General features: G+C 44.6%; 17 protein-coding genes and 1 pseudogene. 5 read left to right on the top strand and 13 right to left on the bottom strand.

Features of this window, described 5'->3' with window-relative positions; all coding sequences use genetic code 11:
• Both AT710_02435 and AT710_02430 read right to left on the bottom strand, forming a co-directional pair.
• Nucleotides 1–414 (bottom strand): peroxiredoxin, encoded by a 414-nt coding sequence (locus AT710_02435; GenBank protein KUO92700.1) that lies wholly within the window; start codon nt 412–414, stop codon nt 1–3.
• Nucleotides 415–599: 185 nt separating this feature from the next.
• The gene (locus AT710_02430) at nt 600–1,736 is read right to left on the bottom strand and encodes a hypothetical protein (GenBank protein ID KUO92676.1); all 1,137 of its coding nucleotides are present in this window, start codon (nt 1,734–1,736) and stop codon (nt 600–602) included.
• 122 nt (nt 1,737–1,858) lie between these two features.
• Here AT710_02430 and AT710_02425 point away from each other — a divergent pair, with 122 nt between their 5' ends.
• Together AT710_02425 and AT710_02420 are read left to right on the top strand one after the other, a co-directional pair.
• Complete coding sequence (locus tag AT710_02425) at nt 1,859–2,179, top strand: hypothetical protein (GenBank protein KUO92675.1); 321 nt, start codon at nt 1,859–1,861, stop codon at nt 2,177–2,179.
• Between the two features lie 65 nt (nt 2,180–2,244).
• Nucleotides 2,245–3,219, top strand: coding sequence for a hypothetical protein (locus tag AT710_02420; protein ID KUO92674.1), 975 nt, complete (start codon nt 2,245–2,247; stop codon nt 3,217–3,219).
• A gap of 259 nt (nt 3,220–3,478) precedes the next feature.
• Here AT710_02420 and AT710_02415 read toward each other — a convergent pair whose 3' ends face one another.
• From AT710_02415 to AT710_02400, 4 genes are all read right to left on the bottom strand, one after another.
• Nucleotides 3,479–4,108 carry an ATPase gene (locus AT710_02415; GenBank protein ID KUO92673.1) on the bottom strand — a complete coding sequence of 210 codons (630 nt, stop codon included), beginning with the start codon at nt 4,106–4,108 and terminating at the stop codon, nt 3,479–3,481.
• Between the two features lie 288 nt (nt 4,109–4,396).
• Nucleotides 4,397–4,924, bottom strand: a complete 528-nt coding sequence (locus AT710_02410) for a hypothetical protein (protein ID KUO92672.1) — start codon at nt 4,922–4,924, stop codon at nt 4,397–4,399.
• A gap of 453 nt (nt 4,925–5,377) precedes the next feature.
• Complete coding sequence (locus tag AT710_02405) at nt 5,378–6,574, bottom strand: hypothetical protein (protein KUO92671.1); 1,197 nt, start codon at nt 6,572–6,574, stop codon at nt 5,378–5,380.
• Nucleotides 6,575–6,590: 16 nt separating this feature from the next.
• Nucleotides 6,591–7,127, bottom strand: coding sequence for a hypothetical protein (locus AT710_02400; protein ID KUO92670.1), 537 nt, complete (start codon nt 7,125–7,127; stop codon nt 6,591–6,593).
• Nucleotides 7,128–7,323: 196 nt separating this feature from the next.
• Here AT710_02400 and AT710_02395 point away from each other — a divergent pair, with 196 nt between their 5' ends.
• Nucleotides 7,324–7,632: a hypothetical protein gene (locus tag AT710_02395; protein KUO92669.1), complete on the top strand. Its 309-nt coding sequence runs from the start codon at nt 7,324–7,326 to the stop codon at nt 7,630–7,632.
• A gap of 14 nt (nt 7,633–7,646) precedes the next feature.
• Here AT710_02395 and AT710_02390 read toward each other — a convergent pair whose 3' ends face one another.
• The 6 genes from AT710_02390 to AT710_02365 all read right to left on the bottom strand — a co-directional run bounded on the left by AT710_02390 (nt 7,647) and on the right by AT710_02365 (nt 13,647).
• Nucleotides 7,647–8,573, bottom strand: coding sequence for a 2-oxoacid:ferredoxin oxidoreductase subunit beta (locus AT710_02390; protein KUO92668.1), 927 nt, complete (start codon nt 8,571–8,573; stop codon nt 7,647–7,649).
• Nucleotides 8,560–10,428 carry a 2-oxoacid:ferredoxin oxidoreductase subunit alpha gene (locus AT710_02385; protein ID KUO92699.1) on the bottom strand — a complete coding sequence of 623 codons (1,869 nt, stop codon included), beginning with the start codon at nt 10,426–10,428 and terminating at the stop codon, nt 8,560–8,562. Before AT710_02385 ends, AT710_02390 begins: the two co-directional genes overlap by 14 nt.
• 291 nt (nt 10,429–10,719) lie before the next feature.
• Nucleotides 10,720–11,109 (bottom strand): 30S ribosomal protein S17, encoded by a 390-nt coding sequence (locus AT710_02380; GenBank protein ID KUO92698.1) that lies wholly within the window; start codon nt 11,107–11,109, stop codon nt 10,720–10,722.
• 61 nt (nt 11,110–11,170) lie between these two features.
• A complete protein-coding gene (gene rps19p / locus AT710_02375) occupies nt 11,171–11,593 on the bottom strand; it encodes a 30S ribosomal protein S19 (protein KUO92697.1) in 423 nt (140 codons plus the stop codon).
• Between the two features lie 346 nt (nt 11,594–11,939).
• Entirely contained in the window at nt 11,940–12,611 is a 672-nt protein-coding gene (locus tag AT710_02370; protein KUO92667.1) for a hypothetical protein, read from the bottom strand.
• Between the two features lie 28 nt (nt 12,612–12,639).
• A complete protein-coding gene (locus tag AT710_02365) occupies nt 12,640–13,647 on the bottom strand; it encodes a hypothetical protein (protein KUO92666.1) in 1,008 nt (335 codons plus the stop codon).
• Nucleotides 13,648–13,856: 209 nt separating this feature from the next.
• Between AT710_02365 and AT710_02360 the strand changes: the two genes are divergently transcribed.
• Both AT710_02360 and AT710_02355 read left to right on the top strand, forming a co-directional pair.
• On the top strand, nt 13,857–16,010 hold the full coding sequence (locus AT710_02360; GenBank protein ID KUO92665.1) for a hypothetical protein: 2,154 nt from the start codon (nt 13,857–13,859) through the stop codon (nt 16,008–16,010).
• 175 nt (nt 16,011–16,185) lie between these two features.
• Nucleotides 16,186–16,380, top strand: a complete 195-nt coding sequence (locus tag AT710_02355; GenBank protein KUO92664.1) for a hypothetical protein — start codon at nt 16,186–16,188, stop codon at nt 16,378–16,380.
• Between the two features lie 83 nt (nt 16,381–16,463).
• Here the strand turns inward: AT710_02355 and AT710_02350 are convergent.
• Nucleotides 16,464–17,396, bottom strand: a pseudogene (locus AT710_02350).

Below are 17,396 nucleotides of genomic sequence, written 5' to 3'. Positions count from 1 at the left end.
TCAAATGAATAGGACTTGTCCTCCCTCGACCATTTCCAGGAACGCGGCGACGCCCACCACATCATCCACTAAGGAAGAATCGAAGTCCTCCTTCCGTAGCCCAGCGGCCTGCGACATCATTGAGCACACATATATCTTTGCCCCCATCTCCTTTGCTTGCTTCAACATATCCAACCAACTTGGGGCCTTTATCCTCTTCATTCCCTCCATTAATGAAGGCACCATTTGCTCGAATTCCTTGGGCCACGTTGGCTCCATGGGTTTCTTAAGGAGCCTGAACATTGCCCACCCAGTGAAGAATATCAATACGTCATACCCCATCGCCGCTGCTCCCTGGGATATCACTCCCACGGGAATCATTTTATCCTCGGTTCCCGAGAAAACTATCATCCCGATCTTCTTATTTTCTCCCATACCGATCGAGTTACCATACATAAGCTGTATTATTTCTCTCTTATTAATGAAAAGAGATAGGACTTAATTATCAATAGAAAAATTTATAAACTAAAATAACGTTATATTTTCAATTAAGAGCATTTACCTTCATGAGGGAATGGGGTTCCCAAATAGCGTAATCAAACGGAGGAAGAGCGAAATGATTAGAGCCTAAATTGGATTTGCTTAATTCCCCTCCTTAATTCAGATGTTGATTCATAAATTAATGCGGCTAACGCGGCCTCATCCTCATCATCCCTAGTGGCCCTCCGAATTATATCAATCATCTTATTGCGATCGGCGATGCTCATAACTGGCTCTCCATAATTTTTGTAGAAAATGANTGGAGGAATATCGGAAGTAACTATACCATACACTTGAGAACCAGGCCCAATTGCTTTACCGGTCATTATGCTGGTATTTATGCCGGNACGAACCCAGTCCCCAATAACTGGGCCAAGCTTATTCATGCCGGTATCGTGACCCATGTACCTAACTGGGCCAAGCGTATTCTTCAGATTTGAAACCGATGTGCCTGCGCCGAGGTTTATCCACTTGCCCACATATGAATCCCCGAGGTAGCCGTGATGAGGTTTCCTGCTTTCCCTATCCATGATGCTGTTCTTCACTTCACCGCCGACAGTGTTCTGCATATATATGACTGAGCCAGGCCTAATCACCGTGAATGATTGAACCTCAGATTCTGGTCCTATTAAGGCAGGACCCTTAATGCTTATGGCATCCCCAAGATCCGACCCAATTATCGCCACAGGGCCATTCCTGGTATCCAAATATAATCCACTATGAATCCTTGATCCAATGGTGACCACGTCTCCCTTGCCCAGTAATTGTATGGTTTCACGAAGTAGATCCACATTGAATTTAATTAGGTCCCACATGCCATTTATTGCCTGTAATGAGCAATCCTCAACTATTTCTCCCGGCCCATAGACCAAAATTCTCTCCCCACAGGTAACCTTAACGCCAAGCTTTACGTAATCCATGACCTTATTCACTGCCGAACTCGTCGGCAATACGCAGGCCGAGACAGCAATGCTTGGCTGTTCCTCCTCCAGCCGCAGAGCGTAGTTCAGGAATTTATTGATTAGGAGCCTATTGCGCCTCACGTGAATCAAGGATTCCTCCTTACTCATATATAAGTACAAACCAATGCTGCTCCTTAATCTAATCATCCAATGCTCCACTAGCCTTAATCCTCCCGTTATTAGGAAGGGAGTTGGAGTAGTGTAGGAAATTGGCTGAAATTTGCTTCCGCAATCATCAAGCAAGACTATGCTCATTAAATCCAGGTAATAGCCGTATTATTTTAGCTTTTCCAAAGCGCTAATCCTATAATGGAGGAAACTCGTTAGGGGCTTCATGGGTTAAATTTAAAAGTGAGCCATAGCTTAACTTTGGTGATATGTCATCTTTAGAGAAGCTCTATGATGTGATGAAGGAACTTGATGAGGTTGTGGATATGGTTGATAAGCGGAAGAAGGAGACGGAGCAAGAGCTGGAGGCGATTGTGTCCTCAATTAAGGCCAGGATAAGCGATGATCTCAATAAGAAAATAACGCAACTCATTAATGAGCATAAGGCAAGCATAGACGCTAGAACAGAGGAGGAGGTCAAGAAATTCATGGAAGCCAACAGGAAGGGAATAGAGAAATTAATCGGCAATAAGGATAAGGTAACCGAGAAGGCGGTTCACGAAGTCATGGCCCTCCTGGGATTCTCATGAGCCTAGTAACCAGGTACCCATATCTAGGTCCTAGAGTTAGGTTCCTAAAATCCAAGCTTCTCGACATGAACATAATCAAGAACATGATATTCACGACTTCCTCGGATGAGTTTTTCTCATTGCTTGGAAACACATCATACTCATCAATAGTATCCAGACTAAGCAAGGACACGTCGACGCAGGAATTCAGCCTTAGAGTGAAGGAGAACGCGGCGAGGGAAGTGGCAAGCATAGCGATTACCGCTCCTCACCTAGTTAGGAAGACGTTAATGGATTACTTGCTTAAGTTCGAGGTGGATAACATAAAGTCAATAGCTAAGGCTATTCTAGCAAACATGGATAGACGAAGCCTTGAGGCATCACTAAACATGGCGGTGGAGGAAGCGATGGGAAGAAGACACATAATGGCTGATTTAATCAGTTCATCCAATCTATCTGATTTAGCCGATAGACTTAAGGCTCAAGGCCACATTGCCTACCGAGCATTCTCAAAGGCCCTAGAATTGATGCATAACCACCAAGATATTCAAATAGCGGTACTGGATACACTACTTGAATCATCATATATGGAGGCATTAACCCATTATGTTAGATACGATGAATCGCTTAAAGAAGTGGTCACCGATATGGTTGACTTTTATAACCTAAATATCCTGTTTAGGGGAAGCCTATGGAATCTATCTGCCCAAGTAATTGATGACCTCACAATAAAGTTCGGCAACGTGTATAAAGTTCCGCCAGAGGAGCCAGGAAGATTACTTGAATCGCTTTCCCAGCACCCCATTGTGGCCAATATACTCTCAGTGGTTAGGCAAGCAACCATAGTGGATGCAGTCAGGTTGTTGCATGCCTCTTACTTCACCTACATGATGAAAAAAGCCAAGACAATCTTCGGCAAATACACGGAATTCGCTCCTGGAGCAGCACTAGTTATATCGCATGCAAGGGATCTCGAGGGCGATATGATATCCTCTATATTCAACATGGTTAAGTTAAACATATCTAAGGATATCAGGCAAGAACTATTCATCCTGCTTTGATTTTATTTAAAACACGCAGGGTGGGAGCCGCCCGTAGCGCCCGTGGAGCTCCGCCCACTACCCGTGGTGATGGGCAAGGCGGGGCGGGGAAGCCCCTTAAGGGCGGGGGTAGCTCACAGGGCTTTCTTCATTAATTCCTCCTTTGTTTTCTCGAGTTCCGAAAGTATAGCTGACTTACTCTTATTCAGCCTCTCGGCGATTTCCTTCCTAGCTTCATTCATCGCCTTATCGACCTCCTCATTTATTGCTTTCTCGAGGCTCATTGCTGTGCTCCCCCGAGCAACCTACTTATAATTATTCTCCTAACGAAATCCTCCCGTTCCTCTTCATCTAGCGCAAGCCTTATGAATGCTATTGAATCATTTATTCTGGGCAACAGCACATTTCCTATGGCGTTTATCATTCGCTGATACTCCTTTACCCTGGCTAGAAGCATATCAAATAATCCCTCTAAGTTAATATACTCCAACACTATGCTGAACCCATCCATTAACCTATACATGGCAGTATCAAGGCCGGAATCAGTGCTGNATATGCCGTAATTCGGCGATGTTAATCCACTTAATTCCAGCGTGGTGAACTTTATTCCCCCGAAGTCCTTTGATACTAGAGATGCTTGGGCAGTTGGCTTCACGAACGATGCCAAGAGAGATAATTGGTGGGGACCCATCTTTGACTCAGCTAATCCATATAGTTGAGAAACATTCAATATATAATCATAGGCACGCTTCCTCGTCTCCTCCAGTCTCTGTATTATGGTTCTAATTCTCTGTATAGTGGCGTTTCTGGCGTCCTCCACAGTCCTCTTCACGTTCCTATACAGGGAACCTTGCTCCCTAAGCTTGAGAAGCGTCAATCTAGAGGGAAGCGGCTTACTTAGTACTGACATTAAACTAGACTAGGGCCATGTAAAATTTAAATTTAACCTAACATAGCTATCCTCGTCTAGCAACGAGAGTCGGGAGTTATATTTAAGGATCCAAAGGTATGCTTCTCATGCCGCACGATCGTTGCTTCTAGCATAACAATGAAGCCACCCAAAGCAATGAATGAGGCATTTTTAGAAATGATGATGAACGAACGACAAACCTCGCCCTTAAGGGCGGGGAGGAGGACAGTTTAGTAAATCACCCGCCCTCACTGATGGGGTCTCTGGTGTGATGAATAGTCAAGTGTTTTAGACACTATTGTTTGCTTTCTCTATTATCCTTATCTTGCCATCGTATTTATCCATGTGTACTTGAGGGGATTGACGCATGCTAACCATGGCGCTTATTTCCTTAGATTCTTGAAGTAACTTATTTATCATGTCGGTCGCCAACTCCTTAGGCGTTAATCCCCTGAGACCTTCTATGCTTAATTCATTGGCCACATCCTTTATGACCGAGGTACATGCAGTTAATAGTGGGCAACCCATGCATGTTCTGCACCTAGACTTGAATACCATTAATTTACCGGAGACAGATCGATGGATTACCAACAGTTCCCGAAACATTATGGATAAGCCATTTACATTATACGTGGCTACAATTATGGGGTCCCCGGCTAATTTTCTTCCCTTCAATATGCCTATCTTAGAAAAACGACGCGCACGCCGCACGGCTGGGGGAGATTTATCGCCGGAGAGGATTGGATCTAAATAACGTATTTCCTCCACAATGTAATTAAACGTGCATTCATTTACGAGGACGAGTTTTATATCCATAAGTATTTGATCACTTGCACAGAATAAAAGCTTCAGCCGTAATGCACATTTTGCATACATAAAAAGGCGGAGAAGCTATATACAATCAGAGAAATAATCATAATCTTAACATTATAAATAATGATGAATACCTTTTCAAATAGAGAACGATAAATATATTTTATTATTAAGTAAATCTATTAATAATATACAAAATCTTTTGTGAAAACTCAAAAGCATTAATATTTATTATCGACGAGGAACACCAATGCCAAAACTTGATAATGATAAAATAGTCACATGCTACAATTAATATAAATATTGATGTCATATAAATAATAATTGCTATACTGTTCTTAAAATGATAAAATAATTATAATAAAACATTAATTAGGCTTAATAACCTCAAACAGGATGGGTTTGATCTCCTGCCATGAATAGATGGGATTTGGGTTTGCCGTTCGTTTTATCATCTCAGAGTTCCTCTGCCTTTATTTCCTTCATTATCTTAGGAACATAAACTCTATTAACTAATAGAATTAATCCATCGTTGTCCGCATTAATTATGGTGCCTACCCTAAATATCCATGGAGGTACATTATTCCCCACTATACGTAACCGCACGTAATCCNTCAACATGTTGCTGACCTCCCTCTTCAAATCATTTATTCCAATGCCCATCTTAGCTGATACCTTAACATATCGAAGTCCAAGATCTGATGCCAACCCATTTATGGAACTGAGGGAGGCTGCATCACCCAATAGATCTATCTTATTCATAACCAATAAGACCCTTTGCATGCTTACGCCCAACGAGTTGAAGATATTTAATGACACGGAAAGCTTCCTGGAGACCTCATCCACTCCCTCGCTGATATCCACCACGAGCAGCACTGCATCTGCATATGTGACTTCCTTTATCGTCGCATAAAATGATTTGATCAGGAGAGGAGGTAAATCATCTATGAAGCCTATGGTATCCGTTAAAACGGCTCTCTTCCCCTCGAAACTCACGAGCCTTGAGTATGTGGATAAAGTGGCGAATGGCCTCCCATCGATGCCCTTCTCTTCATTAGCCAATAGATTAAAGAGCGTGGTTTTCCCAGCCATGGTGTATCCAGTTATCGCCACTTGAGGCATGCCCAATTCCTTTCTCCGATATATTCTATTGGCCTGGGTAGCAGTGNTCTCATCAAGCTTCCTACGTATGGTGGCTATTTGCTTAAGTACATGCTTATAATACGCATCTATCGCGTATTCCCCAAGCCCCATGAAGCCTATCTGCTCCCCCTTCTTAGCGTGCCGCACATATTCTCGCAGGAGAGGCAATTGATTATAGAGACCCGCAAGCCTCACCTGTAGCTTTGACTCCATGTCTCCCGCGCGCTCATTAAATATTTCCAGAATTAATTGAACCCTATCCATCACGTTAATGCCTAACTCCTTCCGCAAATTATTGAATTGGCTCGGCTTGAGCCTATCATATGTTATGACGTGAGTTGCTCCATTATGCTCGATTAATTGCTTCAATTGCTTTACCTTACCGGACCCCACATAAAAACGTGAATCAATGAATCGACGCTGATATATTAAATCGACCACATCATAGCCAGCTGCCTTAGCTAATTCAATGAATTCGTTTCCCTTACTCTCCTTACCGATCCCAGCCATCAATAATATGGCTCTCTTACTTACTGTCTTCCTTTTTCCGGAGCTCAACTATGTCCCCCAGGGTTATATCCTTTCCAAGACCCCCAACCTCAGTCTCGCCTCCCTCAGTTTCACTCACCAATAACTGAATGCCAAGCACCTTCTCCATCTTCCTAGCCAACGCTATATCGGGAATTAGTTTACCCTCCTCAATATTACGTAAAACGCTATCCTTTATGCCGAGAACCCTTGCAAGCGCAGCCCTCTCCATGCCTAAATTCTCCCTGGCGCCCTTAATTAATTCAGCATAATCATCCACCACCACATACTTATCCGCCTGTTTAATGCTTATGCCACTCTTCCGGGGAGGCTGCTGACGAGGCGCCGGTTTCGATGAAACTATGCGGGGTGTGCTATTGGGATTAATGGGACTCACTATCCCCGAGATAACCTTAGCATTCTTTGCGCTCGCGTACTTGGATGCGCAACGCTCACAAAGATTTAGGTAAGCCCCATCTATCTCCATTATGATGGGGTTATTAGTCTCTTTACCGCAGATATCGCAAGTAACCATCTAGTTTATGTACCTAACTCATTTAAAAATATTTCACAAAAGCCCAACCCATGGGGATCCAGAGGCTAGTCGCGCATTTTATTACTGATTGATTTCATACGGCTCGGCGGAGCCATCAGCAAAGGGGAGGTGTTAATTATGTTGGGAAAAGGAAGAATATTATTAATTGGGTGGATTTAATACACGGCGAGGATAAATGAGGCTGAAAAACTATGAATGGTCAAGGCATGGGCTCACAGAGCCCTTGTTAACCGCAATAGTGTATAAGAAAGTGGAGGATGGAAAAAACATTGCTGCCTATAGATTTCTTTACTATGCAAACAAGGTGATAACGATATTTGAGGATAATAGTTATCGAGGAGGCGAGGTAATAGAGGAAACTAATGAAGCAACCATCGAGGGATTAGCCAAGGAGATCTCTAAGTTCTCCGAGGATAATGATGATTTAATAGTGATTGGAGAAGAAAAGATTGGATTAAAACTATTGGAGATGTTATTTAATTGATTATACTGTATTAATTATATTACTCTCTTGCCTTTAATGATGTTCTCTATTGATGTGATGAATGCTCCATTCTTATCGATTTCCTGCTTCGCCGGCGGATTCTTGAGGTAAGTCGGCACCCTCTCCTCTACCCTGGCCTCATAAGTCGGCACCATTTCATTCTGGTAAAATATACCGATGGGTATCTTATCGCCCCACTCCCTTACCTTTAGGAGCGCCTTAGACAACTTCTCATCCATCTCAGCCTCACTCCTCACAATTGGATCCCAATTCTCCAACTTATAGATCCTCTTATCATACCACTCCTTGGTGTTTATATTATTATAGGTGGGGCACGGTTGAAGCACATCAACTAAGGCAAGCCCCTTATGAGTTATGGCGGCCTTAATGGTCTCCTTGGCATGCTTCACGTCATAGGCATAGGTCCTAGCCACGAACGTGTAGCCGGATGCTAAGGCCAATGCAAGCGGATTTATAGCATCATTTATATTGGGTTCAGGAAGGGACTTCGTCTTGACGCCCCTTGGAAGAGTGGGCGCGGCTTGCCCCTTGGTTAATCCATATACTCCATTATCGTGAACGATAACCGTCATATCGATATTTCTCCTGCCAACGCTGACGAAGTGGCCAACGCCTATGCCTAATTGATCCCCATCGCCTGCATTAACGATTACCTCAAGCTCTGGATTAGCTAGTTTAATGCCGGTGGCGAATGCCACTGATCTGCCATGCAATGTATGAACCCCATTAACATTAATGAAGTGGGCTATTTTGCCTGAGCAACCTATGCCGGACACTATCACTGTTCTCTTGGGATCAAGCCCCAGCTCTGCTAGGGCCATTTGCTCTGCATTGAGTATACCATAGTTACCGCAGCCGGGGCACCAATCCACCCATTCCTGCGTCTTATATAGCTTGATATCTATCTTACTGGCCGCCATTTAGCACCACCCTCTTCTCATTCTTCTCAATCACTTGCTTAATTGCTGTCTTTACCTCGGTCCTGGTTATGGGTCTTCCATTCCACTTAAGGACGTAATTAGTCGGCTCTATTCCCGTGCTTAGGGCCATTACGGATGCCGCTTGAGCTGTGTAATTATTCTCCACGTCTATTATCTTGCTTTTTCCCTTCAAAAGCTTTGTTACCAGGTTCCTCGGGAAGGGGCTGAACATCCTTAATTGAATTAATTGGATCGATACGCCTTCTTGCTTTAATTCCTCCATTGCATCCAATACGGCTCCCTTGGGGCTTCCCCAAGTTACCACGGCTATATCGCCCTCGCCGAATACATTTAGCCTGAGCTCCTCCGGTATCTCCTTATCCGCCACCTCTAGTTTCTTCATTCTCTTCTCATACATCTTGGTTCTATTATTCACGTTCTCGGATATGTGGCCCGCCTCATTATGCTCATCGCCGGTGTAATGCATAACGGCGTTGCCTATGAATGCCCGTGGAGAAATATGATCATCCACGAATTGGAACCGCTTATACTCACCGCTTGGAACAATTACTTTACCCCTATCTGCCTTTATGGAGGAGTAATCAAGCTCTGTCTCATCTATTATGGAGTAAGCATTAGCCAAGGACTTATCAACCAAGTGAATCACAGGCGTTTGATACCTCTCAGCTAGGTTAAAGGCCCAAATGGCGTCCTTGAATGCCTCAACGTGATCCCCCGATGCCAACACTATCTTAGGGAACTCGCCGTGACCAGCATGAATCGAGAACAATAGATCCGCTTGCCCGCTCCTAGTGGGTAACCCCGTAGAGGGGGCGCCCCTCATGTAGTACGTGACGACCACAGGAACCTCATTCATGCCGGCCCAGCCGAGCCCCTCCACCATTAATGAGAAGCCGGGGCCAGATGTTGAGGTGGCAGCTCTGGCACCAGTTAATGCCGCACCTATGCCTGCATTTATTGCCGCTAATTCATCTTCCGTTTGAACTACCACTATGCCAACCTTGCGCGACTCCTTGGTATCCGGATCAATTACCTCAACTACTTGATTGGCTTCTATGAAGACGCTCTCATCGCTGGCCGGCGTGATCGGGTAGTAACTCTGGAACCTTAGGCCGCCGGCTATTTTACCCAATGCAACTGCCGTGTTGCCATCTAGTTGAACCCTATGCCCATTTATTGGTATCCCCTTTAATCCATATACGGCATTGACTAATCCATATGCCTTATCTGCCGCCAAGAGGTTCGCCTTAACGAATAATTCATTCTTGAATAGGCCCCTGATCGCCTCCGCTAAGTACTCCTTATCAAGGCCAAGCAATTTAAGTGATACTGCTGCCGCTATTATGTTCCGTGACCTGGAAATGGTGGCGACCGATAGCTTCATTTCATCAGCTACGCTTGCCAATATCTTATCATACTCGACGGGCACTAACTTAACGCCCTTGCCCCTCAAGTAATCCAGAACCCCCTCGACCGTGGGGGGCACCTTAATCGATTCAAGGAATTTCTCGATATCCTCGGCGGTTTCACGCTCAATGCTATTTATTGCGGCTAGCTTTGTTGATTCCACTGCTTTATTATATACTAAGTAATCACGTACTTCCCTGAAGTGCTGGAAAATGCTTTCAGCCTCAAACGTTACCAATATGTTAACATCATCCGATATGCTATGCATTGGTTTATCGCTTATGGTTAAATTGAAGTAACTATGGCGGCCCTCTATATTGGAATGATACTCCCTATTGCCATATATATAGTAACCAGCCCGCGCCAATGCATTGCCGAACACTGTTGCAGAAGTATCCACGCCGCTACCTTGTGGTCCACCTATCATCCACGTTATTTTGACCATTCATTTCGCCGACAGAAATAGGCATTATCGGCTTAATAATGTTTATTCGCATAGTATTTTATTTTACAAACCGAAAGCCCCATGACCGACCCCATATTAATGATGCTTCCGAGGTCCTAGAGGATTACCTCCTTATTAATTGGGTTACTCCACGATTATCCGCAATTAATCAGAAAAGGCTTTAGTGACGCGCTTTTGCTTTACAAAGCCGTTATTCTTGTACTTCACTAAAGCAGGAGAAGAATTAATATTCCTGGAAATTTAAGGAGTTATCTATTGAATATTTTCTATTTTAGGCTTAACAGGGACGGTGTCCCCAGATGTACCTAAGACCACGAATGCCGTGGCCTTCGATAATGGTCTCGTCTCGCCAATGATAACCTCCTCGCCAACCTTAATGGTTGTGCATGGGGGCAAATACGCATGAAGCTTCTTCCTACGCCTCTCGTACCGCTTATATTTAGGCACATAGTGGAGCCACTCGTGAACTATCACTGCATGATTATTATAAACGCTGTCCACTATACCCCTCAAAACCTCGCCTCGCACGCTTGTGTGACCATGCCAGGGGCACTTAGGATCATTACATACTGCCTTAGGCGGAAGCAGCCACGGCAATCCCACGGACCTTACCCGCACCTCCTCCCCATTTGGTAGTGAAATCAGATCCCCTATCCTTGGACGATCCGATAATTGCTTTGTGACTATTCCCATTCATATCACCTCATTTAGCCGCTATGTGCAGCGAGGACCTCGTAGCCTTTAGGCCGGGCTCTCCATGCTGCACTATTTTAGCTGTTGGAACGAATTCCCCTATATACCTACCGATGTGCCACGGCGATATTTGTATCGGAATATACGTAATGCCATTATATATTTGGAGGGTTAATCCAACCATCTCTGGGAGAATTATCATGTCCTTGACATGAGTCTTCACTGGTTTTTTGCTGCCTGAAGTAATTGCCTTCCTAACTCTCTCCAATAATTTCTTGTGCTCCGGTTTTAAGCCCCTCATCAAGCTCCTTCTTTGCCTNGCCGGCAGCAACTTTATGAAGTCCTCCATGGATAATTTCTGTAATTCCTCCAAGGTGTAACCCCTATATCTATAATTCTTCCATTCTTCCTGGGAGATAACCGCTGGAGCTATCCAACCCTTACGACCGGCCTCTGCGCCCTCCTCTTGAGGCGCAGCAGTCTCTGGAGCTGGAGCCTGGGCTTCAGCCTTCTGTTCTGGTTTCTTCTGCTCCGGCTTCTTCTGCTCAGGTTTCTTCTGCTCTGGTTTCTTTGACATTCGCAGGACAATTAAATTACCGGTATTTAAGCATTTTACCCATCGCACATCTAAGTCAAGCATTACAATATTATTAATTGATGCGTGGCATTAAGGAGTGACTTTGCGTTACCACTCAGTGGACACGCAGTTAACGCAAAAGTAATGTCTATCATTCACTTCATAATAAAGCATTAATCCGTTACCGGCGGCGCCATTATAATCATATAAATGCCGTAGTTGCCATTGTTATCATTAAGGTTAATTCGTATGTGAATCCAATTGCATCTCCGTTAACGAATCCTATTCGCTTGGTGGCCATGAATTGAACTATGAATGCGGCAATAGTGGTTTCCATCATCAATATCAATAGGATAACTATGGATCTGGATACTAATGCGATTGAAGTAATATAGATCATGAGTGACGCAATGACCTTTAGTTTATTCTTGGATGCTACTATAAATAGGTGGCCCAGCCCCTCATGGCTTGGGTTGCTAATTAGCGATAATACATACATGGAGAATGCGGCAGAAGTCGATGATTCAATTAATTGAATGAATGGATCAACGCGTGATGACAATATGGATGATATTAAAATGGAGAATAGAATAAGGCCCGCCGCTATCGCAAATGATCCCCTATGCTTATCCTTTAGAACCATAACGGGATCTGCCCCCCTACTCATAACTGCTTCGAAGAAATCCAAGTAACCATCTATATGATTAAATCCCGTGATGAGCGATAATAATGCAATGGCTAGGGAGGCGGTGAGGGGTGTTTTCCCAACCAAGAGCGGTAGACCCCCGATTATTCCCTCCAGCAATCCTATTACTGGAACAAAGTAAAAGCCTGAAGCAGCCTTCATTATATCGCCTTGGCCGGTTGGAATCACTGTGAGAAAAGAGAGCAGGGCGAGAAACTCATTCAAATATTCTCGAAAATGCATTGAGCAGCACCTCATTGCTTGACTTATCCTTCACGGCTACCCTAAAATAGGTTGAGCCTAGCCCATAGAATGTGTGGGCTGGCCTAATTAGTATTCCCTCCCTTATTAATCTCCTCATTAAATCAACGGCATCCAGAGACGACTTAACCAGTAAGTAATTCGCCGTAGTTTCAAACACTGTTAGCCCGAGCCTCTTCATCCCATTAGTTAATTGAGCGATGCCTAGCTTAATGTATTGTCGTGAAGCCTCTATGTAATTCCTATATTGCACCCCGTACTGTGTCAACATGGTCGTCACCAATTCATCTGCACAGGAATTGATGTTCCATGAGGGCAGGAGCGCCCGCATTTTTCTCATTATATGATTATTCCTAGAATAGAGAAAACCTATTCTGAGGCCGGGCATTGAGAGTGATTTTGTGAAGGACCTAATTACGACTATGTTTTCCGGTCCCTTGCCGAGCACTGTATCAATTGTGCTTAGCTCTATATAGGCCTCATCGACAACTAGGAATCCCTTAATGTTCTCGGCAATGCTAATTAATTTAGTGGAATCAATGCCGGAACCAGTTGGATTATTCGGGTTCGAGATATATAACATGATGTTATCACCAAGCGGTGGTACCTCGTTTATGGAGAAGGAAGAACCATCGTTACGCATGAGCATGTACTCATGGGGAATGCCCAATTCCAGTGACCGCTCCCCATAATCGCCATAAGATGGAGCAACAGTTATTATCTTGCTCGGCTTCATAATGAGCGGCAATATGGATAATGCCTCCGATGCACCATTAACCGGCACCACATCATCAACTCCATAGAACTCGGCCACGGCGTGCCGTAAATCCTTGTACTCATGATCCGGGTACTCGAGGAAGCTGCATGAAGTAAGGAAGCGGGGGGGACCAATGGGATTCGTGTTAACGCTAAAGTCGATTACATCGCCTAGTCCTAAATATCTCCGCCCACCATGGTATGGCATATAAAGCGTTGCTGGAATTATTCCTATTCCCTTTTTATGTATGATTTTTCCTCCAAACCATAAAGGGACGAGGGTTGCCGGTTCATCTTCCTAGGCCAGAGACCCCGTCTACAAGGGCGGGGTAGCTCGCCGCATCGCTTTGAGTTATTAATAATCGCGGCATCACGTTATTGTAACATTTTTAATTCCACAGAATTAGCCTGGCTTTAATGAGTAGTTTAATTTCCGTTTCATTAATATCGCCTAGAATAGTTAGGGTTAGAATTGGGGAACCAAGGTATCCATCTCTGGCCGTGATTAAAAGCAGTAATGGGGGGAGCGGGGGGCCTATTGTATCCATTGATGAGAATGCGGTTCACGTTAGATTTAACGAGAAGGAGTTCAATGCATATTACTCCGTGAGCGGTGATGAGGCGATTATTAGAGGCGAGTTGGGGCCATTCGATAGAGTTTATGGTCTTGGGGAAAAGGCGCTTCCCCTAAATAGGAAGAGGTATAGAGTCACCATGTGGAACACTGATGCTTATGGATATAGAATGGGAAGCGACCCCCTCTATGTATCTATTCCATTCTTTATAATACTACGCAACGGCGAGGCTATTGGCCACTTCATAGACTCCCCGGCCCGAATGGTCATGGATATGGGCCAGGAGAACCTTAATGAGTTCAAGATAAGTATTCAAGACTCGGCGGTGGATCATTATATCATATATGGACCATCAATTAAGGACGTGATCAATGAGTATCATGAATTAACGGGGAAACCTTTTCTTCCACCTAAGTGGGCCCTAGGGAACCAGCAAAGCAGGTACAGCTACTACCCAGACTCAACGCTGCTAGCTGTGGTGGAGCAGTATAAATCGAGGGGATTACCGCTTTCAGCGATTTACCTGGATATTCATTACATGGATGGCTACAAAATCTTCACGTGGAGCAAGGAACGGTTCCCGGACCCGAGCGGACTCGTGGCTAGGTTGCATGAGGCCGGCATCAAGGTAGTCACGATAATAGATCCAGGGGTTAAGGCCAGTCCAACATATGATGTATTCAGGAGCGGAGTAATGGGGAATTACTTCTGCCTACGGAGTAATGGGGATCTCTACACGTCGCATGTATGGCCTGGCCTCTGCGTTTTTCCCGACTTCGCCAGGAGCGATGTAAGAGATTGGTGGAGCTCACTAATAGCTGAATTCGTGAAGGATGGGATAGATGGGATTTGGCTTGACATGAATGAGCCGGCCGGCTTTGATTCCGAGAATCATACAATTGATGGCGATTTAATGCATGTAATGAATGGAGTAGAGGTGCCTCACTATAGGCTTCATAATGCGTATGCGCTTCTCGAGGCCGAGGCAACTTATGAGGGACTCCTAAGAGCTAGGCCCGATAAGCGGCCCTTCATATTGAGCCGAGCCGGGTATGCAGGCATTCATAGGTATGCGGCAATATGGACAGGCGATAATACGAGCAATTGGGAGCACTTGAGGCTACAAATACCAATGTTACTGAGCCTCAGCCTCTCCGGTGTCCCCATGGTTGGGGCCGATGTTGGTGGCTTCGCTAAGAACACAAAGCAAGGCCACTTCGAGCTGGATGCGGAACTATTGGTGAGGTGGTATGAATCAGCCATCTTCTTCCCATTCCTGAGGAACCATACATCAATAGACTCGCCTGACCAGGAACCATGGGCGTGGGGAAGCGCGTATGAGGAGGTGATTAAGAAGTTATTGATGATTAGGGAATCATTGATGCCCTACATATACTCCCTGGCTTGGGCTTCACATGAATTGGGGGAACCAATAATAAGACCACTAGTATATGAATTTCAAGGTGATGATAATACGCACTCCATAGATGATGAATTCATGCTTGGCCCATTCCTATTATTAACGCCGGCCCTTGATAAGGGAATCAAGGAGCGATATGCATACTTGCCAAGGGGTAGGTGGCTTGATTTGAGGAGGGGAAGGGAGGTGGATGGCGGAAAAATAGCGAGCATCGATGTTCCAATGGGTGATCCCCCCATGCTCATTAGGAGCGGCGGAATAGTGCCAACCCTTAACGGAGAATTGAGAGTTCTAATTTATCCGGGTCAATCAAGCGCATTCACCATATATGACGACGATGGAGAATCACTGCAGGCAAGGCCTAGGAAATTATTTGTGCGGCAAGTCTTTGATGGATCGAAAATAACGATAAACATAGATGGAGAGGAATGGAGCGGGCAAGCAATTCTCTGGATTTATACCGGGAAAGAACCGCGGCAGGTATTAATTAATGGTTCACCAACTGAGCACTTATCCAAGGATAAATTCACGGAAGTAAGGGCGGGGCCAGGCTCCAACGTAGAATTAATTATCTAATGGTTATCCCCAATCAATTATTATTTCTTACGAGGGAAGCCACGTGATGGGTTATAAAATTTATATTTATGACAATGAAGCAATGTAATTATGAAAATAGAGGTAATATGCATGGCGTATCAACATAGGTTTAGCGATTACTCAAAAATAGAGACAATTATTGAGGCGAGCAATTTTGGCAAGCCATGAGTATGATATTGCAATAATTGGCGCGGGCATAATAGGATTATTCATTGCCTATGAGTTATCTCACTACAATGCAAAGATACTTGTAATAGATAAGAACGTGGAACCCGGCTTCGGTGTTTCCAAAGGACATGCGGGAGTTATTCATGTTGTTCAACCCCCCCCTCAACACTCTGAGAAGTAAATTAGCGATAGAGGGCAACAGACTGTATGAAGATATATCTAGGAACTTCTTAATGAAGCCGCGGTAGTACTCAGCGCCAGGCTTTAAGAACAAGCGACGGAGGGTCTCGGCGATAGCCTCCTCGACCGTAGTGGCCCCTCCACCTTAGTCCTTTCGGCCTTGTTGTATGCTGTATTTGGTGCGTAGTAGAGAAGTCGGGCCGCCCCGCCCTCCTTAAGCCAGTACCTAGCTATTGTGCCGTATGCACTCCTTCTGCCTACAGCATAATCTCTATATACCAGAAGTGCTGCGTATGCCTTCACGCCAAAGTTGGTGTTGTTGAATTTTGAAANCTCTGTTGCCTTCGCATCTGCCAACCTTCTCGCTATGTCTTCATCTACATTGAGGAAACTTCTCAGATCATATTTGACTATGTATTCGTTAAGCCTCTTCCTAAGAATCCTCAAGGCGTCCTCGAATGCCCTTTCCTCCTCCTCGGCCAGCCGCCTTAACGCCACGAGGTCGACCACGTATCTAGCCCTCTTGAGCAGGGACACATCGACTTCTTCCTTCCACACGGCCCTCTTCAGCTCTGTCGTTACTCTTTTCGATGTGGATTCGTAAATATTGAAGGCCTCCTCCAGCGCAAGTGTTGCATAGAAGAGGGTCCTCTTCATCCTCTCGTCCGCGGCGTATCTGCCGTATAGTCCGACGCCTCCCTCCGCCCTAAGCTCCCTCTCCTTTCTTCCCTTTGCCTTCATTATTATCTCAAATTTCCTTAGATGTTCTTCAGTTACTGTTATTTTTCTCTCAGTTTTGGAAAATAAGGGCATAACTTTACTGCTAAAATAAGTCTCCAGCTCAGGATACTTTTCGAGGATTTTAGATACTCCATTTACAAAAGTATCTATATAGATTATCGCGTTAGTTAAGCTGTCTGGAACTATAGGATAAATAGGCTCAGATGATAGAAGTTTTACGTATTCATCATAACTTAGATATTTTAGCAGCACTTTGAGGGCACTATCACTTATCAG

This window comes from Thermocladium sp. ECH_B, from assembly GCA_001516585.1.
Classification (GTDB): domain Archaea; phylum Thermoproteota; class Thermoprotei; order Thermoproteales; family Thermocladiaceae; genus Thermocladium.
The sequence above is the reverse complement of the archived record's forward strand: the minus strand, read 5'-3'. Positions and strand labels throughout refer to the sequence as shown.